This window comes from Erythrobacter sp. Dej080120_24, assembly GCF_036322605.1.
Taxonomy (GTDB): Bacteria; Pseudomonadota; Alphaproteobacteria; order Sphingomonadales; family Sphingomonadaceae; genus Erythrobacter; species Erythrobacter aurantius.
Genome location: NZ_AP027262.1, coordinates 92,686 through 116,581, shown reverse-complemented (window position 1 = coordinate 116,581; position 23,896 = coordinate 92,686). Strand labels below are relative to the sequence as shown.

The 23,896-nt window shown below is 61.6% G+C and carries 24 protein-coding genes; 16 read left to right on the top strand and 8 right to left on the bottom strand.

The window, feature by feature from the left end; all coding sequences use genetic code 11:
* Positions 1 to 28 precede the first annotated feature (28 nt).
* Both AABA34_RS00575 and AABA34_RS00570 read left to right on the top strand, forming a co-directional pair.
* Entirely contained in the window at positions 29 to 472 is a 444-nt protein-coding gene (locus AABA34_RS00575) for a hypothetical protein (protein ID WP_034955620.1), read from the top strand.
* 42 nt (positions 473 to 514) lie between these two features.
* Complete coding sequence (locus tag AABA34_RS00570) at positions 515 to 1,036, top strand: hypothetical protein (protein ID WP_034955618.1); 522 nt, start codon at positions 515 to 517, stop codon at positions 1,034 to 1,036.
* A 76-nt stretch (positions 1,037 to 1,112) separates the two neighbouring features.
* Here the strand turns inward: AABA34_RS00570 and AABA34_RS00565 are convergent, their stop codons facing one another.
* The 6 genes from AABA34_RS00565 to AABA34_RS00540 form a co-directional block, all read right to left on the bottom strand.
* Entirely contained in the window at positions 1,113 to 1,631 is a 519-nt protein-coding gene (locus AABA34_RS00565) for a hypothetical protein (RefSeq protein ID WP_051700160.1), read from the bottom strand.
* 222 nt (positions 1,632 to 1,853) lie between these two features.
* Positions 1,854 to 2,231, bottom strand: a complete 378-nt coding sequence (gene rplL, locus AABA34_RS00560; RefSeq protein ID WP_034955615.1) for a 50S ribosomal protein L7/L12 — start codon at positions 2,229 to 2,231, stop codon at positions 1,854 to 1,856.
* Positions 2,232 to 2,309: 78 nt separating this feature from the next.
* A complete protein-coding gene (gene rplJ / locus AABA34_RS00555) occupies positions 2,310 to 2,825 on the bottom strand; it encodes a 50S ribosomal protein L10 (protein WP_034955613.1) in 516 nt (171 codons plus the stop codon).
* Positions 2,826 to 3,123: 298 nt separating this feature from the next.
* The gene (locus tag AABA34_RS00550) at positions 3,124 to 3,369 is read right to left on the bottom strand and encodes a helix-turn-helix domain-containing protein (protein WP_034955611.1); all 246 of its coding nucleotides are present in this window, start codon (positions 3,367 to 3,369) and stop codon (positions 3,124 to 3,126) included.
* Positions 3,369 to 3,896, bottom strand: coding sequence for a DUF2975 domain-containing protein (locus AABA34_RS00545; protein WP_034955609.1), 528 nt, complete (start codon positions 3,894 to 3,896; stop codon positions 3,369 to 3,371). Before AABA34_RS00545 ends, AABA34_RS00550 begins: the two co-directional genes overlap by 1 nt.
* A gap of 32 nt (positions 3,897 to 3,928) precedes the next feature.
* Positions 3,929 to 4,069 carry a hypothetical protein gene (locus tag AABA34_RS00540; RefSeq protein WP_252259090.1) on the bottom strand — a complete coding sequence of 47 codons (141 nt, stop codon included), beginning with the start codon at positions 4,067 to 4,069 and terminating at the stop codon, positions 3,929 to 3,931.
* Between the two features lie 473 nt (positions 4,070 to 4,542).
* Between AABA34_RS00540 and rpoB the strand changes: the two genes are divergently transcribed.
* The 5 genes from rpoB to gltX all read left to right on the top strand — a co-directional run bounded on the left by rpoB (position 4,543) and on the right by gltX (position 15,562).
* Positions 4,543 to 8,736 carry a DNA-directed RNA polymerase subunit beta gene (gene rpoB, locus AABA34_RS00535; protein WP_034955607.1) on the top strand — a complete coding sequence of 1,398 codons (4,194 nt, stop codon included), beginning with the start codon at positions 4,543 to 4,545 and terminating at the stop codon, positions 8,734 to 8,736.
* Positions 8,737 to 8,812: 76 nt separating this feature from the next.
* Positions 8,813 to 13,084 carry a DNA-directed RNA polymerase subunit beta' gene (gene rpoC / locus AABA34_RS00530; RefSeq protein ID WP_034955605.1) on the top strand — a complete coding sequence of 1,424 codons (4,272 nt, stop codon included), beginning with the start codon at positions 8,813 to 8,815 and terminating at the stop codon, positions 13,082 to 13,084.
* A 110-nt stretch (positions 13,085 to 13,194) separates the two neighbouring features.
* Positions 13,195 to 13,668 carry a hypothetical protein gene (locus AABA34_RS00525; protein WP_338303464.1) on the top strand — a complete coding sequence of 158 codons (474 nt, stop codon included), beginning with the start codon at positions 13,195 to 13,197 and terminating at the stop codon, positions 13,666 to 13,668.
* An 82-nt stretch (positions 13,669 to 13,750) separates the two neighbouring features.
* Positions 13,751 to 14,188, top strand: coding sequence for a hypothetical protein (locus tag AABA34_RS00520; protein ID WP_034955602.1), 438 nt, complete (start codon positions 13,751 to 13,753; stop codon positions 14,186 to 14,188).
* Between the two features lie 42 nt (positions 14,189 to 14,230).
* Positions 14,231 to 15,562 carry a glutamate--tRNA ligase gene (gene gltX, locus AABA34_RS00515; RefSeq protein WP_034955600.1) on the top strand — a complete coding sequence of 444 codons (1,332 nt, stop codon included), beginning with the start codon at positions 14,231 to 14,233 and terminating at the stop codon, positions 15,560 to 15,562.
* A 330-nt stretch (positions 15,563 to 15,892) separates the two neighbouring features.
* On the opposite strand, the gene pyk is transcribed toward gltX, so the two are convergent.
* Positions 15,893 to 17,377, bottom strand: coding sequence for a pyruvate kinase (pyk, locus tag AABA34_RS00510; protein WP_034955921.1), 1,485 nt, complete (start codon positions 17,375 to 17,377; stop codon positions 15,893 to 15,895).
* 63 nt (positions 17,378 to 17,440) lie between these two features.
* On the opposite strand from pyk, the gene AABA34_RS00505 reads away from it, so the two are divergent.
* The 6 genes from AABA34_RS00505 (at position 17,441) to AABA34_RS00480 (ending at position 21,323) form a co-directional block, all read left to right on the top strand.
* Positions 17,441 to 17,758, top strand: coding sequence for a DUF1244 domain-containing protein (locus tag AABA34_RS00505; protein WP_034955598.1), 318 nt, complete (start codon positions 17,441 to 17,443; stop codon positions 17,756 to 17,758).
* Positions 17,759 to 17,857: 99 nt separating this feature from the next.
* On the top strand, positions 17,858 to 18,094 hold the full coding sequence (locus AABA34_RS00500) for a DUF2312 domain-containing protein (RefSeq protein WP_034955597.1): 237 nt from the start codon (positions 17,858 to 17,860) through the stop codon (positions 18,092 to 18,094).
* 83 nt (positions 18,095 to 18,177) lie between these two features.
* Positions 18,178 to 19,959, top strand: coding sequence for a S41 family peptidase (locus AABA34_RS00495; protein WP_034955595.1), 1,782 nt, complete (start codon positions 18,178 to 18,180; stop codon positions 19,957 to 19,959).
* Between the two features lie 52 nt (positions 19,960 to 20,011).
* The gene (locus tag AABA34_RS00490) at positions 20,012 to 20,359 is read left to right on the top strand and encodes a heavy metal-binding domain-containing protein (protein ID WP_338303463.1); all 348 of its coding nucleotides are present in this window, start codon (positions 20,012 to 20,014) and stop codon (positions 20,357 to 20,359) included.
* Positions 20,356 to 20,847, top strand: coding sequence for a GNAT family N-acetyltransferase (locus AABA34_RS00485; RefSeq protein WP_034955593.1), 492 nt, complete (start codon positions 20,356 to 20,358; stop codon positions 20,845 to 20,847). Before AABA34_RS00490 ends, AABA34_RS00485 begins: the two co-directional genes overlap by 4 nt.
* Positions 20,811 to 21,323 carry a GNAT family N-acetyltransferase gene (locus AABA34_RS00480; RefSeq protein ID WP_084155819.1) on the top strand — a complete coding sequence of 171 codons (513 nt, stop codon included), beginning with the start codon at positions 20,811 to 20,813 and terminating at the stop codon, positions 21,321 to 21,323. Before AABA34_RS00485 ends, AABA34_RS00480 begins: the two co-directional genes overlap by 37 nt.
* Before the next feature lies 1 nt (position 21,324).
* Here AABA34_RS00480 and AABA34_RS00475 read toward each other — a convergent pair whose 3' ends face one another.
* Positions 21,325 to 22,128: a CPBP family glutamic-type intramembrane protease gene (locus AABA34_RS00475; protein WP_338303462.1), complete on the bottom strand. Its 804-nt coding sequence runs from the start codon at positions 22,126 to 22,128 to the stop codon at positions 21,325 to 21,327.
* Positions 22,129 to 22,205: 77 nt separating this feature from the next.
* Here AABA34_RS00475 and AABA34_RS00470 point away from each other — a divergent pair, with 77 nt between their 5' ends.
* From AABA34_RS00470 to AABA34_RS00460, 3 genes are all read left to right on the top strand, one after another.
* Positions 22,206 to 22,946 (top strand): YebC/PmpR family DNA-binding transcriptional regulator, encoded by a 741-nt coding sequence (locus AABA34_RS00470; RefSeq protein ID WP_338303461.1) that lies wholly within the window; start codon positions 22,206 to 22,208, stop codon positions 22,944 to 22,946.
* Positions 22,947 to 23,059: 113 nt separating this feature from the next.
* The gene (gene ruvC, locus AABA34_RS00465) at positions 23,060 to 23,536 is read left to right on the top strand and encodes a crossover junction endodeoxyribonuclease RuvC (RefSeq protein WP_034955589.1); all 477 of its coding nucleotides are present in this window, start codon (positions 23,060 to 23,062) and stop codon (positions 23,534 to 23,536) included.
* Positions 23,537 to 23,545: 9 nt separating this feature from the next.
* Positions 23,546 to 23,896 (top strand): ArsC family reductase, encoded by a 351-nt coding sequence (locus AABA34_RS00460; RefSeq protein ID WP_034955587.1) that lies wholly within the window; start codon positions 23,546 to 23,548, stop codon positions 23,894 to 23,896.

The following is a 23,896-nucleotide window of genomic DNA, read 5'->3' as shown; positions in this document are numbered from 1 at the left end:
CCATGGATTCCCCGCTGCTTCGCTTGAAGTGCGCGAGCCCGTCGATGTTCTGAAGCAACCCGTCTGGTCCCCGGCAGTCGGCGCGCCTGCCCCGGTCTACGCTCCTGTCATGGCGGCAGAGGTCTCGGCTCCGGCTTCTGTCACGCTCAGCAATCGCACCGCGCTCATAAACCGTGAACGCGTGCTGCCGCTCGATTTCCTCGAGCAGGGTTCCGAAAGGTTCGACCTTGCCTTTGCGGGGGTTGAAATGCCGTCCCCTGTGACGATGGCGGTTTCGCGCGGGCTGCCCAAACAGCCGGAAGGCAGGATCAATGCGATTTCGGGTGCGATCCGCACCCGCGTGATCGACGTGCCCCAAATCGCCGATGCCCTGCATTTTGCACCGAGGCTGACCGAGACCCCGGCCGAGCCGAGAGCCGCTGTGCGGCCGCAACGCCAACTCACGGCCAGCTCTCCGGTCGCACGCAGCTAGGTTTCGAACGAGGAAGCGGCCGTTGCGGCTTTCACAGGAACTTTGGGTGCAAGCGGTGATGTCCGCAATTCGCTCGCGCTTGCACCGCGCCCACCCGTTCGCCCGCCACGCACTCCCGAACCCGCTCCGGATGATACGGTACGAGCGGTTCCGATACCCACGCCGCAAGCCGCGCCGGGTGCACGTGATTTGCAGAACGAATTGGTGATCAAGACCCGCCTCGATGCCCGGATTAACGGGGTGGTCACGGGAAAGGTTGATTTCCGCCAGCTCGACGGCACCATCGCGATCCGGTTGGGTTCGGCGGTGGACATGCTACGCAACCGTTTCGGTGCGGATGAACTGGACAGGATCAGGGGTGCTGGCGGACTCGACAGCTTCCTCACGCTCACCCAGTTGCAGGCGGCCGGTGTGCCGATCAGCTATGATCCGGTTTATGACGAGGTCGCCTTCGGGATCGATTACAAGGATGCGCCGCAGGCGGTGAAGGTACATGTCGAACAGATCGGTTCACCGACCTTCCGTTCCGACGCCGCGCTGATCGACCAGATTCCACGCCAGTAACCCGCGGGGTTGATTGGCCGAAAAAGTGGGCGGCTCCATCGCTGGAGCCGCCCTTTTTGATCCCGAATGGCGGCGGTTATTCACCTGCTTCAGGCTTGCCTTCATATTCGGCCAGATCGTTGCCGATCGTCTTGGCGACATCGGCACGCACCTGATCATTGTGTTCATCGACCGTGCTGACGACCGCGCCGTCCTTGTCGAGGAGCAAGGCCGGTTCGCCCGAACCCAGCGGTGCCAGCTTAACGATCAGCGGACGCGGAGCGAGGAAATTGCTCGCGCCATTACCGCCGTCGATCGCTGCGCCGATACCGCCGCCGAGCAGGATGTTGCCGAAAGTCGATCCGCCGAGCCGCGACTGGATCAGCACATAGACCGGCTCGTAGCCTTCCTTGGTGATGTCGACTCGCGTGTCCGAACCGCGGCGCATTTCCAGTTCGCAAGGCGATGTGCAGGAAAGCCCACCGAGGAAGACCACATCCGCTCCCGTCGGACTGGTTTCGGTCGAGTAGTCAATGTTGGTTCCATTGAGCACGGTGGCGCATCCACCGGTGCTCAGACCCGCGGCCAAAGCCAGCAGGGCGAGTTCTTTTTTCATTGGTTTTGTAACCCCTCAGGTGATCCTAGATTGGATCGCGAGCGGGTTTACTGCGGGCAGAAGGCGGCAGAACTGTATTTGCGCGACATGGCGCGCAATTGTCGCGAAGCTATCGAAAATGTGATGTAAATGTCACCAGAGTGAGTGCGGGCGGCGGCAACAAAAAAGGGCGGCGCCATCGCTGGCACCGCCCTGTTCTGGTCAGTCGAAACTAAACTAAGCTTACTTGAGCTCGACGGTACCGCCGGCAGCTTCGATCTTCGCCTTGACTTCTTCGGCTTCTGCCTTGTTGACGCCTTCCTTGAGAGCCTTCGGCGCGCCTTCGACGAGAGCCTTGGCTTCAGTGAGGCCCAGGCCGGTGATGGCGCGGACTTCCTTGATCACCTGGATCTTCTTGCCACCGTCGCCGGTGAGAATGACGTCGAATTCGTCCTTCTCTTCAGCAGCGGCGCCGGCATCGCCGCCACCAGCCGGTGCAGCAACAGCAACAGCAGCAGCGGCGCTAACGCCCCATGCTTCTTCAAGTGCGGTTGCGAGTTCAGCTGCCTCGAGGACGGTCAGCTTCGAAAGTTCTTCAACAAGCTTGGCGATATCAGCCATGATGGTTCACTCCAATTTATGTGGCGGGGCGGGTTTGGTGCCCCATGATGTTTCGTGTCTGTACTAAGAAAGCGTCTCTCAGGCCGCGTCCTTGGCGCCATAGGCACCAAACACACGAGCGAGCTTGGCGGCGGGCGCGTTGACGACCTGTGCAACCTTGGTTGCCGGGGCGTTGACGAGACCAACCAGCTTTGCGCGCAGTTCGTCGAGCGACGGCATCGAGGCGAGTGCCTTGACCCCGGCTTCGTCGAGCACCTGCGTGCCCATCGAGCCACCGACGATTTCCAGCTTGTCGTTCGTCTTGGCGAAATCGACAGCGGCCTTGGCAGCCGCAACCGGGTCTTCCGACCAGGCCAGCGCGGTCGGGCCATTGAGGAATTCCTCGAGCCCGACGTAATCGGTGTCCTTCAGGGCGAGCTTGGCGAGACGGTTCTTCGCAACCTTGTAGGAAGCACCAGCTTCGCGCATCTTCGTGCGCAGTTCGGTGGACTGGGCCACCGTCATGCCGAGATTGCGGGTGACAACCACCACGCTGACCTCGTTGAAGACCGCATTGAGCTGGGCAACCGCGTCGGCTTTTTGCGAACGATCCATGCCATACTCCTTCACTTATGGCCGTGAGCAAATGGCTCCGCGCACGACCGGCTCATGTCTAACGGTGCCGTTCATCGACACCGAAAAGTCCAACGATGGGGAAGGAGGGTGAGCCAACAGGCTCGGGCGCAGCACAAAGTGGTGCCACGTGAATCTCTTTTCCCCGTCTAGGCTGGAAATTAAGAAGGCCCGATTGCCTTCACCAACTGTCTCGGACGGATGAAGGGCGAATGCAAAGAGACCCGCCTTTCGGGGGCGGGCCTCTAAGCATTTGCAGGGTTGAGTCAAGCAAAACCGATCAGACGTCTGTCTCGTTCGATCCGCCCTGGTAGGCGAGAAGGTCGCCCGGCTGGCACTCCAGTTCGCGGCAGATCGCGGCGAGGGTGGAAAACCGGATAGCCTTGGCCTTGCCGGTTTTCAGGATCGACAGGTTGGCAAGGGTGAGGCCGACCCGCTCTGCCAGTTCGGTTAGTGTCATGCGGCGTTCGTGCAGCAGGTCGTCGAGTTTGACCATGATCGTTGCTCCTTCGTCTTCAGCTGGCATCACACGGTCCCTTCGAGATCTTCGCGCATTGCAGCGCCATGCTTGAACACGCGGGCGAGGACGAAGAGGGTCAGGACAAGGATGATCCCGCCAAAATCGACGCCGCCCTCCACTGTGCCCGGCGCTTCCTTGGCCAGTTTGGCGATGTAGACGCCAAGTCCGGCCACGGGCAGTGCCAGAACATTGATCGCCAGCGCGATCCAGGCCATCGCCGTCAGCCTGACGGCGTTTTCCGGGATGAATGGATCGCCCTGTCCTACGCTCTGGACGATGCGGAGCATGTCGCGGAAAAAGCGGAAGCCTAGCGCAAGCAGGCCTGCGACACCGGCGAGCAAGAGGGCGATCAGCCAATAGGCATGCTGGGGCAGTTCGGCGGCGCTGATGTCGGCGCCAAGGTCGGCACCGAATATCAGCGTGGCAGGGATGCCGAGTACGACGAAAAATCCGGCAAACGCGATTATGCCGAGCATGAAATAGATGACCCCTTTGGCTGCGATCAGCAGCGGGTCATTGAGTGCTTTGGTCATTGCATGGTCCTCGGTTTGTAAAGGTGGGCCGTTCAGGCCAGCTCAGTTGCCATGCTCGCTACCGGCACGGTCTGCGCCGATGCGGGAGGAACCGCGACAATCGCGCTGATGGAGCCGAGGGCGAGGATAATGGCTGCAACAGCTGCCATTGATTGTGAAGCGATGCGGGTCATATCGTTCTCCTTGAAGTGAATTATTGAATTTCGATAACCTGAGATATGAGTGGATGGGTTTATCGTCAATCAATAAATATTGAAAAACGATAATACCCTGATCGAAAAGCAATATTTCCGCCCTTATCGCTTATCAATAAGTTCCCTCGGGGCGTTTACCGTACTGCGATCGCCTGCGATTCGAATCGCGAAGTCGCTGTTGACGCAGGGGCGGCGTATTCCTACATGGCCGTCACACGCCAGCTTCGAGCCGGACTGATTCATGCGCGGGGATCGGTCCAAGAATGGAAGCGGCGCTTTGCCATATTCGCGACGGATAAAGCTGCAGCCACGGTGGCCCGAAAGGGTGCGCTATGGAATGCGGCTTCTTTGCGTCGGATAGGCTTTCCGTCTCGCGTGACGAAACGAGTTCAAAACTGCGAGCGGGGCCGAAGGTGCTTCGCGAGCACAGGCAAAAGAGGCAATACTCCTCCATGGCAACCAAGGCGAAACCGGTCCGCAGCCGCAAGGCGCAGGGCACCGCGAAGAAGCGCATCCGCAAGATCTTCGGCGACATTCACGAAGTCGTCCAGATGCCAAACCTGATCGAGGTTCAGCGCGAAAGCTATGAGCAGTTCCTGCGTTCGGACAAGGCGACGGGCTATGTCTCCGGCCTCGAAAAGACGCTGCGCAGCGTTTTCCCGATCCGCGACTTCGCCGGCACCGCCGAGCTCGATTTCGTGCACTACGAACTCGAAGATCCCAAGTACGACACCACCGAGTGCCGTCAGCGCGGCATCACATATGCTGCGCCGATGAAGGTTACCCTGCGTCTCATCGTGTTCGAGGTGGACCAGGAAACCGAAACCCGTTCCGTGCTCGATATTAAGGAGCAGGACGTTTACATGGGTGACATGCCGCTCATGACCGAGAACGGCACCTTCATCATCAACGGCACCGAGCGCGTGATCGTGTCGCAGATGCACCGTTCGCCCGGCGTGCTGTTCGACCATGACCGCGGCAAGACCCACTCTTCGGGCAAGCTGCTGTTCGCCGCGCGCGTGATCCCGTACCGCGGTTCGTGGCTGGACTTCGAATTCGACGCCAAGGACATCGTCAACGTCCGCATCGACCGCAAGCGCAAGCTGCCGGTCACCGCGCTGCTGTATGCGCTGGGCCTCGATAGCGAAGCGATCCTGCACTATTTCTATGACACCGTGACCTGGCAGCGCGCCAAGGACGGCTGGAAGATCCCGTTCACCCCCGAAGTTTGGCGCAATCAGAAGCCGGCCTTCGCGCTGGTGGATGCCTCGACCGGCGAGGAAGTCTTCCCGGCTGGCCAGAAGATCAGCCCGCGCGCCGCGAACAAGGCGGCCAAGGACGGTCTTACCGAATTGCTGCTGCCGACCGAGGAAGTCGTCAGCCGCTATGCCGCCTACGACATGATCGATGAATCGACCGGCCGCATCTATATCGAAGCCGGCGACGAAGTGACGCTCGAGCACATCGAGACTTTCGACAAGGCCGGGATCGACCGGGTCGAATTGCTCGACATCGACGAAATCAACACCGGCCCGTGGATCCGCAACACGCTGAAGGCCGACAAGGCCGAGAACCGCGACGAAGGTCTGGAAGCGATCTACAAGGTCATGCGTCCGGGCGAACCGCCGACGAAGGAAACCGCCGACGCGCTGTTCGAAGGCCTGTTCTTCGACGGTGAGCGTTACGACCTTTCCGCCGTGGGCCGCGTGAAGCTCAATATGCGTCTGGGTCTTGATGCCGAAGACACCGTGACCACGCTGCGCAAGGAAGACATCCTTGCCGTCGTCAAGGAACTGGTCGGCCTCAAGGACGGCAAGGGCGAAGTCGACGACATCGACAATCTCGGCAACCGCCGCGTGCGTTCTGTCGGCGAGCTGCTGGAAAACCAGTACCGCGTCGGCCTGCTGCGCATGGAGCGCGCGGTCAAGGAACGCATGAGCAGCGTCGACGTGTCGACCGTCATGCCGAACGACCTGATCAACGCGAAACCGGCTGTGGCCGCGGTGCGCGAATTCTTCGGCTCTTCGCAGCTGTCGCAGTTCATGGACCAGACCAACCCGCTGTCCGAAGTCACTCATAAGCGCCGCGTTTCGGCGCTTGGCCCGGGCGGCCTCACGCGTGAGCGCGCCGGCTTTGAAGTCCGCGACGTTCACCCGACGCACTATGGCCGTATCTGCCCGATTGAGACGCCGGAAGGCCCGAACATCGGCCTGATCAACTCGCTGGCTTCGTTCAGCCGGGTGAACAAGTACGGCTTCATCGAAACCCCCTACCGCAAGGTGGTGGACGGCAAGGTGACCAGCGAGGTGATCTACCTCTCCGCCATGGAGGAGCAGAAGCACACCGTCGCGCAGGCATCGGCCGAACTGAATGAAGACGGCAGCTTCGTCGAAGAGCTGGTTTCGGCGCGTCACAATGGTGACAACCTGATGGCTCCGAACGAGCAGATCACGCTGATGGACGTGTCGCCCAAGCAGCTCGTTTCGGTCGCGGCATCGCTGATCCCGTTCCTCGAAAACGATGACGCCAACCGCGCTCTGATGGGCTCGAACATGCAGCGCCAGGCGGTGCCGCTTGTGAAGGCAGAGGCTCCGTGGGTCGGCACCGGCATGGAAGAAACCGTGGCGCGCGATTCCGGCGCTGCGATTGCAGCCAAGCGCGGCGGGATCGTCGACCAGGTCGACGCGACCCGTATCGTGATCCGCGCCATCGGCGATGTCGAAGCCGGCCAGTCGGGCGTGGACATCTACACGCTGCAGAAGTTCCAGCGTTCGAACCAGAACACCTGCATCAACCAGCGTCCGCTGGTGAAGGTGGGCGACGTGATCGAAGCCGGCGACATCATCGCCGACGGCCCGTCGACCGATCTGGGCGAACTGGCGCTGGGCAAGAACAGCCTCGTCGCGTTCATGCCGTGGAACGGCTACAACTACGAAGACTCGATCCTGATCAGCGAACGCATCGTGAAGGACGACGTGTTCACCTCGATCCACATCGAGGAATTCGAAGTCATGGCCCGCGACACCAAGCTTGGGCCGGAAGACATTACCCGCGACATCCCGAACGTCGGCGAGGAAGCGCTGCGCAACCTCGACGAAGCGGGGATCGTCTACATCGGTGCAGAAGTGCATCCGGGCGACATTCTGGTCGGCAAGATCACGCCGAAGGGTGAAAGCCCGATGACGCCGGAAGAAAAGCTGCTGCGCGCGATCTTCGGCGAAAAGGCTTCGGACGTTCGCGACACCTCGCTGCGTCTGCCGCCGGGCGTTGCCGGTACGGTCGTCGAGGTTCGCGTCTTCAACCGTCACGGTATCGAGATCGATGACCGTACGCGTGCGATCCAGAACGAGGAAATCGAGCGTCTGCGCAAGGACGCGGCTGACGAACGCAACATCCTCAACCGTGCGACCTACAACCGCCTGAAGGACATGCTGCTCGGCCAGACCGCGTCGGCTGCGCCCAAGGGTGTGAAGAAGGGTATCGAGATCAGCGAGCAGGTGCTTGAGGATGTCGAGCGGCACGAATGGTTCAAGTTCGCCGTGGCCGACGATTCCCGTCAGGCACAGCTTGAAGCGATCAAGGCGCAGTACGACGAAGCCGCCAAGCTGATCAGCGACAAGTTCGAGGATCGCAAGGAAAAGCTCGAGCGCGGTGACGAACTCGCTCCGGGCGTGCTCAAGATGGTCAAGGTCTTCGTCGCGGTGAAGCGCAAGCTGCAGCCGGGCGACAAGATGGCCGGCCGTCACGGGAACAAGGGTGTGATTTCGCGCATCCTGCCGATCGAGGACATGCCGTTCCTCGAAGACGGCACTCCGGTTGACCTCGTGCTGAACCCGCTGGGCGTGCCTTCGCGCATGAACGTCGGGCAGATCTTCGAAACCCACCTCGGTTTCGCGGCTCGCGGCCTTGGCATGGACATCGCGCAGAAGCTTGAGGAATGGCGCGCCGCCAATCCGAACGCTGCCGAAGACTACGCCGATGCCAAGCCGCCCGAAGCGGTGATGGAGCGGCTGAAGGATGTCTATGGCGAGCAGTATTTCGATGATCTCGAAAGCCGCTCGACCGCGCAGATCGTCGAACTCGCCACCAATCTGAGCGCAGGCGTGCCGATGGGCACTCCGGTGTTCGACGGTGCGCGCGAAGCCGACGTCACCGACATGCTGGTGAAGGCCGGTATCGACAGCTCGGGCCAGTCGGTGCTGTTCGATGGCCGCACGGGCGAGGCGTTCGATCGCCGCGTGACCGTGGGCATCATCTACATGCTCAAGCTGCACCACCTTGTCGATGACAAGATCCACGCCCGTTCGATCGGTCCGTACTCGCTCGTCACCCAGCAGCCGCTGGGCGGCAAGGCGCAGTTCGGCGGACAGCGTTTCGGCGAAATGGAGGTCTGGGCACTGCAGGCATATGGCGCTGCCTACACCCTGCAGGAAATGCTCACCGTCAAGTCGGACGACGTGGTTGGCCGTACCAAGGTGTACGAAGCCATCGTCAAGGGCGACGACACCTTCGAGGCTGGCATTCCGGAGAGCTTCAACGTGCTCGTCAAGGAAATGCGCTCGCTGGGCATGAACGTCGAACTCAAGTCGCTGTCGGACGGCGATGATGAGGAAGACGGCGATCAGTGGCCGGAGGCAGCGGAATAACACGGCGGCGGGTGCCTGAAACAACGGCACCCCCGCTATCCGCTCCAGAGTTTTCATCCCTCAAGGGAACACAGTCATGAACGAACTGACCAAATTCACCAACCAGCTGGCCAAGCCGGAAACCTTTGACCAGATCCAGATCGGCATTGCCTCGCCTGAGCGTATCCGCAGCTGGTCCTTCGGCGAGATCAAGAAGCCGGAAACGATCAACTACCGCACGTTCAAGCCTGAGCGTGACGGCCTGTTCTGCGCGCGCATCTTCGGTCCGGTGAAGGACTACGAATGCCTTTGCGGCAAGTACAAGCGCATGAAGTACAAGGGCGTCGTCTGCGAAAAGTGCGGCGTCGAAGTGACCGTGACCAAGGTGCGCCGTGAGCGTATGGGCCACATCGAACTGGCCGCGCCGGTCGCGCACATCTGGTACCTCAAGTCGCTGCCCTCGCGCATCGGCCTGCTGCTCGACATGCAGCTCAAGCAGCTTGAGCGCATCCTCTATTTCGAAAGCTACGTCGTGATCGAGCCGGGCCTGACCCCGCTTGAGAAGTACCAGCTGCTGACCGAAGACGAACTGCTCGAAGCGCAGGACGAGTATGGCGAAGACGCCTTCTCCGCCGACATCGGCGCCGAAGCCGTTCGCACCATGCTGATGGATCTCGATCTCGAGCAGGAGCGCGACGATCTGATGGAAGAGCTCGCGACCACCAAGTCCGCGCTCAAGCCCAAGAAGATCATCAAGCGCCTGAAGGTCGTCGAAAGCTTCATCGAATCCGGCAACCGTCCGGAATGGATGATCCTCGAAGTGATCCCGGTGATCCCGCCCGAACTGCGCCCGCTGGTGCCGCTGGACGGTGGCCGCTTCGCGACCTCGGACCTCAACGACCTTTATCGTCGCGTGATCAACCGCAACAACCGCCTGAAGCGCCTGATCGAACTGCGCGCGCCGGACATCATAGTCCGCAACGAAAAGCGCATGCTGCAGGAAGCCGTTGACGCGCTGTTCGACAACGGCCGCCGTGGCCGCGTCATCACCGGCGCCAACAAGCGTCCGCTGAAGTCGCTGTCCGACATGCTCAAGGGCAAGCAAGGCCGCTTCCGCCAGAACCTTCTGGGTAAGCGCGTCGACTATTCGGGCCGTTCGGTCATCGTGACCGGCCCGGAACTCAAGCTGCACCAGTGCGGCCTTCCGAAGAAGATGGCGCTCGAACTGTTCAAGCCGTTCATCTACGCCCGTCTCGATGCCAAGGGTCTGTCGATGACCCTCAAGCAGGCGAAGAAGTGGGTGGAGAAAGAGCGCAAGGAAGTCTGGGACATCCTTGACGAAGTGATCCGCGAACACCCGGTTCTCCTGAACCGTGCGCCGACGCTGCACCGTCTGGGCATCCAGGCGTTCGAACCCGTGCTGATCGAAGGCAAGGCGATCCAACTGCACCCGCTCGTCTGCTCGGCCTTCAACGCCGACTTCGACGGTGACCAGATGGCGGTCCACGTGCCGCTGTCGCTGGAAGCCCAGCTCGAAGCGCGCGTGCTGATGATGTCGACCAACAACATCCTCTCGCCCGCCAACGGCAAGCCGATCATCGTGCCGTCGCAGGACATGGTTCTGGGGATCTACTACCTCTCGATGGAGCGGCAGGAAAAGACCCCTGAATTCCTCGAGAACGAAGACGGCACCAAGGTCGAGAAGCTGCCGCGCTTCGCCGATATGGCCGAAGTGCACCAGGCGCTCGAAACCAAGGCGGTCACGCTGCACACCAAGATCATCGCCCGCGTCCCGCAGGCCGATGAAGACGGCAATGTGGTGATGAAGCGCTTTGTCACGACCCCGGGCCGCATGCTGATCGGTGAGTGTCTGCCGAAGAACCACAAGGTTCCCTTCGACATCATCAACCGTCTGCTGACCAAGCGTGAAATCGGCGACGTGATCGACCAAGTTTACCGTCACACCGGCCAGAAGGACACGGTGCTGTTCGCTGACGCGATCATGAGCCTCGGCTTCCGCCACGCGTTCAAGGCGGGCATTTCCTTCGGTAAGGATGACATGATCATCCCCGACGCCAAGGAAAAGCTGGTCGAGGACACCAAGGCGCTGGTTGCCGATTACGAGCAGCAGTACCAGGACGGCCTGATCACCCAGCAGGAAAAGTACAACAAGGTGATCGACGCCTGGTCGAAGTGCGGTGACCTTGTTGCCGACGCGATGATGGAGCGCATCAAGGCGACCCCGATCGATGCCGACGGCAAGGAAGCGCCGATCAACTCGATCTACATGATGAGCCATTCGGGTGCGCGTGGTTCGCCGGCGCAGATGAAGCAGCTTGCCGGTATGCGCGGCCTCATGGCCAAGCCGTCGGGCGAGATCATCGAAACCCCGATCATCTCGAACTTCAAGGAAGGTCTGACCGTTCTTGAATACTTCAACTCAACCCACGGCGCGCGTAAGGGCCTGGCTGACACCGCACTCAAGACGGCAAACTCGGGTTACCTGACCCGCCGTCTGGTCGACGTGTCGCAGGACTGCGTCATCGTCGAAGACGACTGCAAGACCGAAAACGCGCTGGAAATGCGTGCGATCGTTCAGGGCGGTTCGGTTATCGCCTCGCTGGGCGAGCGCATCCTTGGCCGCACCGTTGCCGAAGACATCATCAACGCCGCCACCGGCGAAGTGATTGTCCCGGCAGGCACGCTGGTCGACGAAGCTATGGTGAAGGACATCGAGGCGGCTGAAGTTCAGTCGGCCAAGATCCGTTCGCCGCTGGTTTGCGAAGCCGAACAGGGCGTTTGCGCGACCTGCTACGGCCGTGACCTTGCCCGCGGTACTCCGGTCAACATCGGTGAAGCTGTCGGCGTGATCGCCGCGCAGTCGATCGGTGAGCCTGGCACCCAGCTGACGATGCGTACGTTCCACATCGGTGGCGCGGCGCAGCTCAACGAAACCTCTCACCTTGAGGCGATTTCGGAAGGCCGCATCGAATACCGCGACATGCCGACCATCACCGACAAGAAGGGCCGCATCCTTTCGCTGGCCCGTAACGGTGAGCTTGCCGTGATCGACGCCGAAGGCCGTGAGCGTGAAATGCACAAGGTGCCTTACGGTACCGTGCTGATGTTCAAGGACGGCGATCAGGTGAAGGTTGGCGATCGTCTGGCTGAATGGGACCCGTTCACCCTGCCGATCATCACCGAACATTCGGGCGTGGTGAAGTATCAGGATCTGGTCGAAGGCTCGACGCTGGAAGAGCAGACTGATGACGCCACCGGCATCGCTCAGCGTGTCGTGACGGAGAACCGGGCCACCGGCCGCAAGAAGAAGGAAGAGCTGCGTCCGCGTCTCACCCTTCTGGGCGAAGGCCAGACCGAAGACGAAACCGAGGCACAGCGTTACATGCTGGCTCCGGGCACCACGCTTTCGGTCGAGGACGGTCAGCAGGTCGAGGCCGGTGACATTCTGGCCCGTGCTTCGCGTGAGGCCGCAAAGACCCGCGACATCACCGGCGGTCTACCGCGTGTTGCCGAGCTCTTCGAAGCGCGCATGCCGAAGGACGTGTCGATCATCGCCAAGATTTCGGGCAAGATCGAATTCGTTCGCGAATACAAGGCGAAGCGCAAGATCGCGATCATCCCCGAGGAGGGAGATCCCGTCGAGTACCTGATCCCCAAGACCAAGGTGATCGACGTGCAGGAAGGCGACTATGTGAAGAAGGGTGATACCCTGATTTCCGGTTCGCCCAACCCGCACGACATCCTCGAAGTCCTGGGTGTCGAGGCGCTGGCCGAATATCTCGTCAACGAGATTCAGGAAGTGTACCGACTGCAGGGCGTGAAGATCAACGACAAGCACATCGAGGTGATCGTTCGCCAGATGCTGCAGAAGGTCGAGATCACCGATGGCGGCGACACCACGCTGCTGCCGGGCGAACAGGTCGATCTGGCCGAGATGCTCGAAGTGAATGCCAAGTTGGCAAAGGGCAAGGAGCCTGCACAAGGCAACCCGATCCTGCTCGGCATCACCAAGGCATCGCTGCAGACCCGCAGCTTCATTTCGGCCGCCTCGTTCCAGGAAACGACCCGCGTGCTTACCCAGGCTTCGGTCGAGGGCAAGAAGGACACGCTGATCGGTCTGAAGGAAAACGTGATCGTCGGTCGCCTGATCCCGGCTGGCACGGGTGCGGGCATGAACCGCCTGCGCGTTACCGCCAACAGCCGCGACGCCGCTCTGAAGGCCGCGTGGAAGAAGCAGCAGGAAGCGCTTGCCGCTTCGGGTGCGACCGAGGTCGAACCCGCTGCCGATCCCGTTTCCAGCGAGGAAGCGATGAAGGCCGCCATGGGCGGAGGCGAAGCGAGCGAATAAGCGCGCTTCGGCAATGAAAATCGAAAGGCCCCGGCGGATCGCTTCGCCGGGGCCTTTTGCTTTTGGGTTACGCCTCGCCTATTCTTGTTTCCTGTAAAGAGGAGGTGCCCGTGCGACTGATCCTTGCTCTCTTGCCCGTCCCGTTATTGCTGGCCGCCTGTAATCAGGCCGAACCGCTGGCCGGGAACGTCCGGGACCCGGATTCCCTGCCTGATTCGGTCCCCGCCGCGTTGACCGGTGAATACCGCGTCGCAGCGATTGACGGTGAGGAAGTCGGAGGCGGTATCGGCATCGCGCTGAGCATGACCGACGGGATGATCTGGTTTGACCCGCGTTGCGCCGGTTTCAGCTGGACTTACACCTATGCCGATGGCGTTCTTACAACGGATCGCCCGGAAAAGCCCCGCAGCGGTGATGGCCCCTATGTTGCCCGGCCGATTCGACCGACCTGCCGCATCGCGGTGCATCCGGAACAGCAACGCCTTGCAACCGCGCTCGATGCGGTGACGAATGCCTGGAAGACTCCCACCAACGGGGTGAAATTGAACGGGGGCGGGCACAGCGTCACGCTCTATTCGCAATAGCGCGAGTCAATAATAGCTATTGCGAAGCATTCGCAATTGAGTCATGTTCCTCCTGTTGTCACAGCAAGCCAGCAGGAGTCGCATGCCCCAAAGCCATCGAACCGCCGCCGCAAAGGCCACCATTGCGCGTCTTGCCGAACCGCCGAGAATGGCGAACCTCAACCCGATTGCCGCGCGCTTTCTCCATTCGCTGCGGCTGATCGCGCACTATCAACAGGCCCGGCGTGATCCTGTGGCAGAACTCGCAGCCCGGTTGGGCAGTATCGACGTCGCGGCCAAATCGCTCGCCCTCAGTCAGTCGATCTGCGCAGCCTGGCCCGAGAACATCAGCGTTTCGCGTTTCTGCTGCGGCTTGCTTAGCCATGATGAAGCCTCCATCGGCGCTCTGGTTGAAGCCGGCACGGCTCGCGACCGCGCGCGTTTCGAAGCGGAAATTGCCGGACTTGTGCGCCCTGATCGGCTTGAGCGGCTGTGGGATGCGACGCAGGACCTCGTCATGGCGGAACTGCGCGCCTGCTGAACCGCTTGCCGGGGCGCTGGGCAAGTTCTAACGGCAGCGCCTATGAACTCGAAAACCACCCGTTTCGCTCCTTCGCCCACGGGCCGGCTGCACGTCGGCAACATCCGCACCGCGCTGCACAACTGGATGCTCGCCCGCAAATCCGGCGGTTCCTTCATCCTGCGCATCGACGACACCGATGCCGCGCGCAGCAAAGAGGAATATGTCGAGGCGATCCGTGCGGACCTTGCATGGCTGGGAATCGAGGCTGATCGCGAAGAACGGCAATCTGAACGGCTCGACGCCTATGAAGCCGCGTTCCAGCGTTTGCGCGAGGCGGGCCGCATCTATCCGGCCTATGAGACGCAGCAGGAACTTGAGCTAAAGCGCAAGGTGCAGCTGGGGCGCGGCCTTCCGCCGATCTATGATCGCGGAGCCTTGAACCTCACCGAAGAGCAGCGCGCTGCCAAGGAAGCCGAAGGGATCGCCCCGCACTGGCGTTTCAAGCTCGACCATGACGAAAAGATCGCATGGGAAGACGGGGTGCGCGGGCATCAGAAATTCGACCCGGCGCAACTCTCAGACCCGGTGATCCGCCGCGCCGACGGTTCATGGCTCTATATGCTGCCCAGCACCGTCGATGATGTCGACATGGGCGTGACGCAGGTGCTGCGCGGCGAAGACCACGTGTCGAACACGGCGGTGCAGATCCAGATGTTCACCGCGATGGGAGCAGAGCCCCCGGCCTTTGCGCATGAGGCCTTGTTGGTGGGCAAGGAAGGCAAGCTGTCGAAGCGGCTCGGATCGCTTGGCTGCGATGCGTTTCGCGAACGCGGGATCGAACCCGAAGCGATCATCGCGCTGCTTTCCCGCCTCGGCACCTCGCTCCCCGTCGAACCGATTGCCGATAGGGGAAAGCTGCTGGAGACCTTCGACCTCTCCACCTTTGGCCGCGCCCCTGCAAAATTCGACGATGCCGAACTGGAGCGGGTCAACACCGCGATAGTCCATGCCATGCCATATGACACGGTCAAGCACCGCCTGCCCGCAGGGATGGACGAAGCCGGATGGCACGCCGTGCAGCCCAACATCTCCACCATTGGCGAAGTCGGCGAATGGTGGCGGCTTGTCACCGGCCCGATCGAGCAGCCGGAATTCTCCGATGAAGACCGCGCCTATCTGACGCAGGCAGCCGAGGCGCTGGTTTGGGGCGAAGATCCATGGGGCGCACTGACTACGGCGCTGAAGGACAGCACCGGCCGTAAGGGAAAGGCGCTGTTCCTGCCGCTGCGACAGGCGCTGACGGGCATGAACCACGGCCCGGACATGGGTGAGCTTCTGCCGCTGATCGGCGAAGATGAAGCGCGGGCGAGGTTGGAGCGCGCGGCTGGCTAGAACTCGAACTGCCGCGTTCTCCGCACAATCTTCGTGACTGCGCAGTCGTCATCTGTGGTCAAAACCAGCGCATATTCTGGACGCTTGCCTTTGACAAAGGTCTGCGCGTTCCCTGCACCGCAATCCTTGGACTGGTCCTAAACTCTAGCCGCTGGCGGCCTCATGCGAAGCCAGCCGGTATCCTCAAGCGTATCCCTTGCTCGTGAAAGCGGCATGCCAACCTCGACCCCTGCGTACTCATCAAATTCGCGATCCCGAACCACCAGGTTCCACGTGAAGATCGCGCAAAGGCCAGACAGGGCAAGGGCCAGGAACAGCAGCCTCAAGGCTTTATCCCCGCTTCTCCAACTCGTCGCCCTTCAGCGTCACCACGTGCAGCAGATTGGTCGCGCCCGGCGTGCCGAAGGGGACACCGGCCAGCACAATCTGCTTTGATCCGGCCTCGCCAAATCCGTGGCGCAGTGCCATGCGTTTACCCTTGGCGATCATCTCTTCGAAGCTGCCGATATCCTTGGTCGCCACGGCATGCGCTCCCCACAACAGCGCCACGCGGCGGGCGGTACGCATCGACGGGGTGAGCACCAGCATCGGCGTTGCCGGCCGTTCGCGTGCCACGCGGCGCGCGGTCGATCCGCTGGCGGTGAAGACCGTGATCGCGCTGATCGGCACGGTATCGGCGATGGTCATGCAGGCATGGCTGAGCGCGTCGGCGGTGGTCGCATCGGGCGTCGTGTCGAGCAACCGGATGCGTTCCTTGTAACCTTCGTCACGTTCCACCTGCGCGGTGATCCTGTGCATCATGGCAACCGATTCCTCGGGCCAGTCACCCGCCGCGCTTTCGGCGGAAAGCATCACCGCGTCCGCCCCGTCGTAAACCGCGTTGGCGACGTCGGAAACTTCGGCGCGGGTCGGGATCGGGCTTTCGATCATGCTTTCGAGCATTTGCGTCGCCACGATCACCGGCTTGCCCGCGCGCCTTGCCGCACCCACGATGCGCTTTTGCAGCGGCGGGACTTCCTGCGGCTCAAGCTCCACCCCCAGATCGCCGCGGGCGACCATGATTCCGTCGGCGAGTTCGATGATCTCGTCCAGACGGCGCAGCGCCTGCGGCTTCTCGATCTTGGCGCAAAGCGCCGGAGTCTGCCCGCGGGTGGCGTGCGAAGCGATCAGCTTGCGCGCCTCGGCCAGATCCTCGGGCCGCTGGACGAAGCTGAGCGCGATCCAGTCCGCCCCGTGTTCGACAGCAAAGGCCAGGTCCTTGCGGTCTTTTTCGGTAAGCGCAGGGATCGGCACTTCGGCATCGGGAACGTTCACGCCCTTGCGGTCCGAAATCACGCCGCCGACTTCCGCCGTGCAGAAAATGCGGTGTTCGTCCGCTTCCTTCACCACCAGCTTGATCTTGCCATCATTGATCAGCAGGCGCTGCCCGCGTTCCATGATGCCGAACAGTTCGGGATGGGGCAGGCATACGCGGCTATCGTCGCCGGGGGCGGGATCGCGGTCCAATGTGAAATGGCCCGAATGCCGGATCACCGCTTTGCCGCCGACAAATTCGCCCACGCGCAGTTTCGGCCCCTGCAAGTCGGCGAGAATGGCGATCGGGCGCGCGAATTCCTTTTCCAGCGCGCGGATCGCCTCGATCGATTTCTGGTGATCGGCGTGGCTGCCGTGGCTCATATTGACGCGGAACGCGTCCGCGCCGGCGCGGAAAAGCTTGCGCAGCATTTCGGGCGAGCGGCTGGCCGGGCCGATCGTCGCGAGAATTTTCACCTTGCGACCGCGCGGGTCGATCCTGGTATTGTCACTTTTCGCCATGGTGTTCCTGATCCCGTTTGCGCTGCTATGGCACAGCATGTTTGCAACTCAAGGAAAAGCCTGATGACTGACCACAATGATCCGCTCGATACGCTTGATGATCAATACGCAGCCGCCGCTTTTCGTCGGCTGGTGCGGCATTTGCGCCATCGCCACGATGCCCAGAACATCGAATTGATGGGGCTTGCCGGGTTCTGCCGCAATTGCCTTGCCGACTGGATCCGCGATGCAGGATACGAAGGTGACAAGGCGCAAGCCCGCGAATTGATCCACGGAATGCCGATGGAGGAATGGAAAGCCACACGGCAATTGCCCGCGACCGAGGAACAGATCGCGGCGATGGAAAAAAGCCTGACCCGCAACAAGCCGGACCTGCGCTGAACGCGCACCCACTTGTGGATTGCGGCCTTTCGCAGGCGCGGCTGGCAGACTATCCGAAGCGCCAACCTGTGATTCTCATTCCAATGGAGTACACCCAAGATGGCCGACGCCACCGATGATCGCCTGCGCCTCCTGATCGAACGGATCGAGCGCCTTGAAGAGGAAAAGAAGGGTATCGCCGACGATATCCGCGATGTCTATGCCGAAGCCAAGGCGGTGGGTTACGACACCAAGATCATGCGCCAGATCATCAAGCTGCGGAAAATGAAGCCGGATGAGCGCAGCGAACAGGAAATGGTGCTCGACACCTACAAGGCCGCGCTCGGCATGGGTTGAGTCGCGCCTGGCGGGACGCGCCGGGTTTATCGGGCGTTCATCAACCAATTGCCAATGTCCCCCGCTGAAAAGGGGATCAGTTGATGAAATTGCTCGGTTTTTTGCGCAGTCTTGTGGCTTCGGCGGCAGTGCTGTTGGCGCTGCCTGCCCTTGCGGTTCAGGCGCAATCGCCCGGCCCTCCGCGCACAGAGCCGATTGCCGGGGATGAGGCCGCATCGCCGCTGATCGAGGCCGAAATCGCCAATCTGCGAGCTTTCGCGCGGGTCTATACCGTGGCGCGATGGTTCCACCCGAGCGATGCCGCGCTTGCCGCAGATTGGGATGCGATTGCCATCGAAGCCGTGCCGCAAGTGATCGCGGCGCGCGGGCCTGAAGAACTGGCGAAAGTTCTGTCACAGACCTTCACGCCGATTGTCGAGGGGTTCGAAGTGGCGAACCAGCCGCTCGGCCCGGTCGCGGCCTCCCCTTCGCCTGCGGAACGCTGGCGCTGGCTGCACAGCGGTTTTACCGGGCCGGTAAACACTGGCTATTTCAAGCGGCGCAACTCCTATCGCAGCCTTGGCATCGGAGAATTCTTCGACGAGCAGATTGCCACGGGGCTGTGGGTCCGTTTCCCGACCAGCGCGACCAAGAATGGCGATGAAACGCCCGAAATGGTGCCGCAGCAAAGCTTTGCCGGAAAGCCCGAAGGGTGGACCCCGGCAGGCTTTGACCGCACGACCCGGATCGCTGCGACGATCATTGCGTGGGGCGTGTTCGATCAGTTCTATCCCTATTGGGATGTTGTCGATGTCGATTGGGACGAACGGCTGGATGTACAACTCCATCGTGCCGCAACGGCTCAGGATGACAGCGAATTCGCCGCCGCCTTGCGGATCATGTTGAACGAGCTGCAGGATGGCCACGCTCGGCTTGTCTACAATCAGTCGCGGCGCGGCCTGATCCCGCTGATCTTCGAACGGATCGAAGGCCGGATCGTCGTGGCATGGGCCGAGGAAAGCCTTGGCATCGAACCGGGCAGCATGGTGTCGACGATTGATGGCATGGCGATCGACGAATTGCTGGTCGATGTCATGGAAAACCGCAGTTCCGGCAGCGAGCATGTGCGTCAACGGGTGGCGCTGGATCGCCTGATCTATGGCCCGCTGGATACCGTGGCCAAAGTCGCGCTCACTTCGCCCGACGGACAGGCGCGCACCATCGAGATCCCTCGCATTCCGTTTTCGTGGGATGCCGTGCCCGAAATGCCGCGCCCCGATCCTGTCGCCGAACTTGAGCCCGGCCTGCTCTATGTCGACCTGACGCGCACCACCGATGACATGCTGATCGGGGCGGCAGACCGGCTGGTGAAAGAAAAGGGCATCGTGTTCGACCTGCGTGGTGGGCCGGCGGGATCGCCCATGATCCTGTCGCACCTGACCGACAAGGTCGTGCTGTCCGCCCGGTTCGAAAAGCAGGTCTATGAATTCCCCGATCAGGTGAACCCTCAATACGCCGATTCCGCCTGGCGCATCGTTCCGCAATCGCCGCAATTGACGCGGAATATCGTGTTTCTCACCAATGCCGATGCCGCGAGCTATCCCGAATCCATCCTTGGTACGGTGAAGGGCAATGGGCTCGGCACGATTGTCGGTTCGCCCACTGCCGGGGCCAACGGCAATGTCAGCATGGTGGATGTACCGGGCGGCTATCGCCTGTACTTCACCGGCATGAAAGTCATCAACCGGGATGGCAGCGTGCATCACAACATCGGCGTCCTGCCCGATGTGGCGGTGGAGCCTACGCTTGAAGGGATCAGGCAAGGGCGCGACGAAGTGCTGGAGGCAGGGCTGGATGTCGTCCGGGCTGCTCTCGCCAATTCTTGATCACCAAGCTGTGTGTGTTATATTGTTAACACACATCTAAAGGAGACAGGGCATGCCCGGAGAATGGAAAGACGCACGCGGGATCATCGTAACCACCACCCCCACGATCGAGGGCAGGCCGATCCAGGAATATTGCGGCATCGTGGTGGGCGAGGTGATCGTCGGTGCAAACCTGTTCCGCGATCTGTTTGCCAATATTCGCGACATCGTAGGCGGGCGTTCGGGCAGCTATGAACGCATCCTCGCCGATGCGCGCGAACAGGCGATTGCCGAGCTTCAGGCCGAATGCGCGGCGCGCGGCGGCAATGCGGTGGTCGGGATCGATCTCGATTACGAAGTGATCGGCGATACCGGTTCGATGCTGATGGTATCGGCCAGCGGGACAGCCGTGAAGGTATGACCTTCTCCATCCGGCGCGCCGATCCGGCCCGCGACGCAGCGGCCTGTGCGCGTATCTATGCCCCTTACGTCACTGAAAGCTGGATCAGCTTCGAGGTCGAGGCGCCGGATGACGCGGAGATGGAACAGCGCATCCGCAGCTTTGGCGCGTCACACGGCTGGGTGGTGGCGGTAAGCGATGGCGCGGTGATCGGCTATGCCTATGGCTCGCCGCACCGCACCCGTGCGGCCTATTCCCAATCCTGCGATGTCGCGATCTATGTCGATCGCACCTGCGCCCGCCGGGGCGTGGGCAGGGCGCTTTACACCGAACTTTTCGCGATTCTCGCACCGAAGTATCATGCCGCCTTTGCCGGGGTGACGATGCCCAATGATCCCAGCATGGCGCTGCATGCGGCAATGGGTTTCGAACGCGTCGGCACCTATCGCGAAGTCGGCTGGAAGATGGGCGGATGGCGCGACGTGACGTGGTGGCAGAGGATATTGTGATGAGTGCTGGCGGAAACCCGACAATTGCCGCGCATCGCCTTGCACCCGGCGATCTGGCCGGGTTCCGCGCCATGAACGCGATTTTCTCCGACGGCTTTGGCGAGCCGCAGAACTACGCCGATCATCCTCCGGGCGATGACTATGCCCTTGCCTGGCTTTCCAACCCTTCGAATTTCGGCATTCTTGGAACGGTCGATGGCGAACCGGCGGGCGCGCTTGCCGGCTATGTGCTGCAGAAATTCGAGCAGGAACGCACCGAGGTCTACATTTACGATCTCGCCGTGCTTGAGCATCACCGCCGAAAGGGAGTGGCGAGCGCGATGATCGCGGAAACGCGCCGCGTGGCGCGCGAATGCGGCGCATGGACCGTGTTCGTGCAGGCTGACATCATCCCCGAGGATGAACCTGCCCGCGCGCTTTATCGCAAGCTGTCACACAGCGAGATCACCGCGCTGCATTTCGACATCGAACCCTGATTCACTGCGCCAGCGTTGACAGCGCGGCGAGCGAAACCGCTGTCGCATTGTGTGCCGCATGGAGCAGGATCGCCGCCCACAGCCCGATGTGCACCCGGACATAGCCGAGCATGGAGCCGAGGATGAACTGCGGCAGCACCAGCGGCAGCAGGACCGCAAGCGAGCCCTCATCGAAGTTGGCAAGATGGACGAGCGCGAAGGACAGCGTCGCAAACCAGAAGAAACCGGGAAAAGCCCGCGCATACCACGTCATCGGCCCGCGATGGCGGAGCGTGATCAGCGCAGCCGCCGCCCCGATCAGCGCCGCCGCGATGATCAGCATGCCGATCAATGGCGCGCTGGCGTGGATCACACCGAACCCCGCCGCGCCCGCTCCGATCAGCAGCAGCGCGATGACGTGTCCCGGTTTCCCCGATAGCCAGCCGCGAAACGCCAGTTCCTCGAAAACCGGCGCGCCGATCACCACGGCGAGAATTAGCGGCAGGGTGAACTCCATCCCGGCAAGCGCGGTTTCGGGAATATAGACCCCGGCCGCCACTGCCACGCTCGCGAGGCCGATCAGGCAGGCAATAGCGATCATGTCGAGCGTGTAGATGCGTGCCAGAACCGTGAAAGGCGCGGCGCTTTGCCCTGCCACCGCAAGCGTGGGTCGCCGCAGGAACACCCATAGCCTGCGCCATTCGCCCACCATATCGGGCGCGGGGGCGGCGCGTTCGACGGCGGCGGGATCGTCGCCGGATACCGCTTCGATATCGGTGCGTGATGCAGCTTGTGTCTGGGGATGGTTCTCGGGGCTTGTCGGCATATATCTCGTCGGTCTAATGCGCCTTCATCAATTACGGGTGAACATCCCGCAAGGTTTCCGAAAACAAAAGAGTTCCCATGGCAGGCCATTCCAAATTCAAGAACATCATGCACCGCAAGGGTGCGCAGGACAAAAAGCGTTCCAACCTGTTTTCCAAGCTCAGCCGCGAAATCACCGTGGCGGCAAAGATGGGCGCGCCCGATCCCGACATGAACCCGCGCCTGCGCCTGGCGATCAACAACGCCAAGGGCCAGTCGATGCCCAAGGACAATATCCAGCGCGCGATCGACAAGGCATCGACCAATGACGGCGATAATTACGAGGAAGTCCGCTACGAGGGATACGGCCCGGGCGGCAGCGCGATCATCGTCGAGGCGCTGACCGACAACCGCAATCGCACCGCCACCAATGTGCGCACCTGCTTTTCCAAGAACGGCGGCAACCTCGGCACCGAAGGATCGGTGCAGCACGGTTTCGAACGGCTTGGCCTGATCGAATATCCCGCGAGCGCGGGCGATGAGGACACCGTGCTCGAAGCGGCGATGGAAGCCGGCGCGCAGGACATCGAATCGACCGAGGATGGCCACACCATCTGGACCGCCGCAGACGATCTCCATCAGGTCGCCAGCGATCTGGAAAAGGCGCTGGGTGAAGCGGAAAACGTCAAACTGGCGTGGAAGCCCAATATCACCGTCGAAATGGAAGCCAGCAACGCGGGCACGCTGATGAAGCTGATCGACGCGCTCGAAGATGACGACGACGTGCAGACCGTGTGGGGCAACTACGAAATCAGCGACGAAGTGATGGAGACGCTGTGAGGGAGCAGGAAGGCTGAGGAAGCGCGAATGGGCCTTTGCCATCGCGCTCGGCGCGGCTTTTCTGCTCGCGGCGGCATGGCGCGTGGGCTGGCGGATCGGATTGTAGTTTTCGCATGCTGATCCTCGGCCTTGATCCTTCGCTGTCCTGCACCGGCTGGGGCGTGATCCGCGCAGAAGGTTCGCGCCTGTCGCACATTGCCAACGGTCAGATTGCCACCAGTGCCAAGGCACCGATGGCAGACCGGCTGGCACTTCTGCACGCCGGGATTGCCAAGGTCATTGCCGATCACAGCCCTGATCGCGCCGCTTGCGAGGAAGTGTTCGTCAACGAAAACCCGCAATCGACTCTGAAGCTGGCTCAGGCGCGCGGCAGCGTGCTGGCCGCTTGCGGCGCGGCGGGTCTGACAGTGAACGAACACGCCGCGCGGCTGGTGAAGAAAGCCGTTGTCGGCACTGGCGGAGCGGACAAACAACAGGTCGCCGCGATGGTGAAGGTGTTGCTCCCCGGCGTGTCACTTGCCGGAACCGACGCCGCCGACGCGCTGGCGGTGGCGATTGCCGACGCGCATCTGGCGCCCAAGTCACGTTAAGGAGCGAAAATGACGATCCATGTTTATGGCATCCCCAATTGCGACACGGTGAAGAAGGCGCGCATTTGGCTTGACGCGCAGGGCATCGAATACACCTTCCACGACTACAAGAAGGAAGGCGCAGACGCCGCGAAGCTGTCCGGCTGGATCGCGGCAAAAGGCGTCGACGTGGTCTTGAACAAGCGCGGGACGACTTTCCGCAAGCTTTCGGAAGAGGACAAGGCGGCAGCCGATGACAGCAAGGCTGCGGTTGCCCTGCTCGCCGATAACCCTTCGATGATCAAACGCCCCATCGTCGAATATTCAGGCGGCATCCTTGTGGGTTTCAAGGAAGCGGAATGGGCCGCGGCGCTCGGCTAG

What these genes read in the sequence shown, in the direction of transcription:
- AABA34_RS00565 (WP_051700160.1), bottom strand. Translation starts at nt 1,631, where the DNA reads ATGAAAAAAGAACTCGCCCTGCTGGCTTTGGCCGCGGGTCTGAGCACC.
- rplL (WP_034955615.1), bottom strand. Translation starts at nt 2,231, where the DNA reads ATGGCTGATATCGCCAAGCTTGTTGAAGAACTTTCGAAGCTGACCGTC.
- rplJ (WP_034955613.1), bottom strand. Translation starts at nt 2,825, where the DNA reads ATGGATCGTTCGCAAAAAGCCGACGCGGTTGCCCAGCTCAATGCGGTC.
- AABA34_RS00550 (WP_034955611.1), bottom strand. Translation starts at nt 3,369, where the DNA reads ATGCCAGCTGAAGACGAAGGAGCAACGATCATGGTCAAACTCGACGAC.
- AABA34_RS00545 (WP_034955609.1), bottom strand. Translation starts at nt 3,896, where the DNA reads ATGACCAAAGCACTCAATGACCCGCTGCTGATCGCAGCCAAAGGGGTC.
- AABA34_RS00540 (WP_252259090.1), bottom strand. Translation starts at nt 4,069, where the DNA reads ATGACCCGCATCGCTTCACAATCAATGGCAGCTGTTGCAGCCATTATC.
- rpoB (WP_034955607.1), top strand. Translation starts at nt 4,543, where the DNA reads ATGGCAACCAAGGCGAAACCGGTCCGCAGCCGCAAGGCGCAGGGCACC.
- rpoC (WP_034955605.1), top strand. Translation starts at nt 8,813, where the DNA reads ATGAACGAACTGACCAAATTCACCAACCAGCTGGCCAAGCCGGAAACC.
- AABA34_RS00520 (WP_034955602.1), top strand. Translation starts at nt 13,751, where the DNA reads ATGCCCCAAAGCCATCGAACCGCCGCCGCAAAGGCCACCATTGCGCGT.
- gltX (WP_034955600.1), top strand. Translation starts at nt 14,231, where the DNA reads ATGAACTCGAAAACCACCCGTTTCGCTCCTTCGCCCACGGGCCGGCTG.
- pyk (WP_034955921.1), bottom strand. Translation starts at nt 17,377, where the DNA reads ATGGCGAAAAGTGACAATACCAGGATCGACCCGCGCGGTCGCAAGGTG.
- AABA34_RS00505 (WP_034955598.1), top strand. Translation starts at nt 17,441, where the DNA reads ATGACTGACCACAATGATCCGCTCGATACGCTTGATGATCAATACGCA.
- AABA34_RS00500 (WP_034955597.1), top strand. Translation starts at nt 17,858, where the DNA reads ATGGCCGACGCCACCGATGATCGCCTGCGCCTCCTGATCGAACGGATC.
- AABA34_RS00495 (WP_034955595.1), top strand. Translation starts at nt 18,178, where the DNA reads ATGAAATTGCTCGGTTTTTTGCGCAGTCTTGTGGCTTCGGCGGCAGTG.
- AABA34_RS00490 (WP_338303463.1), top strand. Translation starts at nt 20,012, where the DNA reads ATGCCCGGAGAATGGAAAGACGCACGCGGGATCATCGTAACCACCACC.
- AABA34_RS00485 (WP_034955593.1), top strand. Translation starts at nt 20,356, where the DNA reads ATGACCTTCTCCATCCGGCGCGCCGATCCGGCCCGCGACGCAGCGGCC.
- AABA34_RS00480 (WP_084155819.1), top strand. Translation starts at nt 20,811, where the DNA reads ATGGCGCGACGTGACGTGGTGGCAGAGGATATTGTGATGAGTGCTGGC.
- AABA34_RS00475 (WP_338303462.1), bottom strand. Translation starts at nt 22,128, where the DNA reads ATGCCGACAAGCCCCGAGAACCATCCCCAGACACAAGCTGCATCACGC.
- AABA34_RS00470 (WP_338303461.1), top strand. Translation starts at nt 22,206, where the DNA reads ATGGCAGGCCATTCCAAATTCAAGAACATCATGCACCGCAAGGGTGCG.
- ruvC (WP_034955589.1), top strand. Translation starts at nt 23,060, where the DNA reads ATGCTGATCCTCGGCCTTGATCCTTCGCTGTCCTGCACCGGCTGGGGC.
- AABA34_RS00460 (WP_034955587.1), top strand. Translation starts at nt 23,546, where the DNA reads ATGACGATCCATGTTTATGGCATCCCCAATTGCGACACGGTGAAGAAG.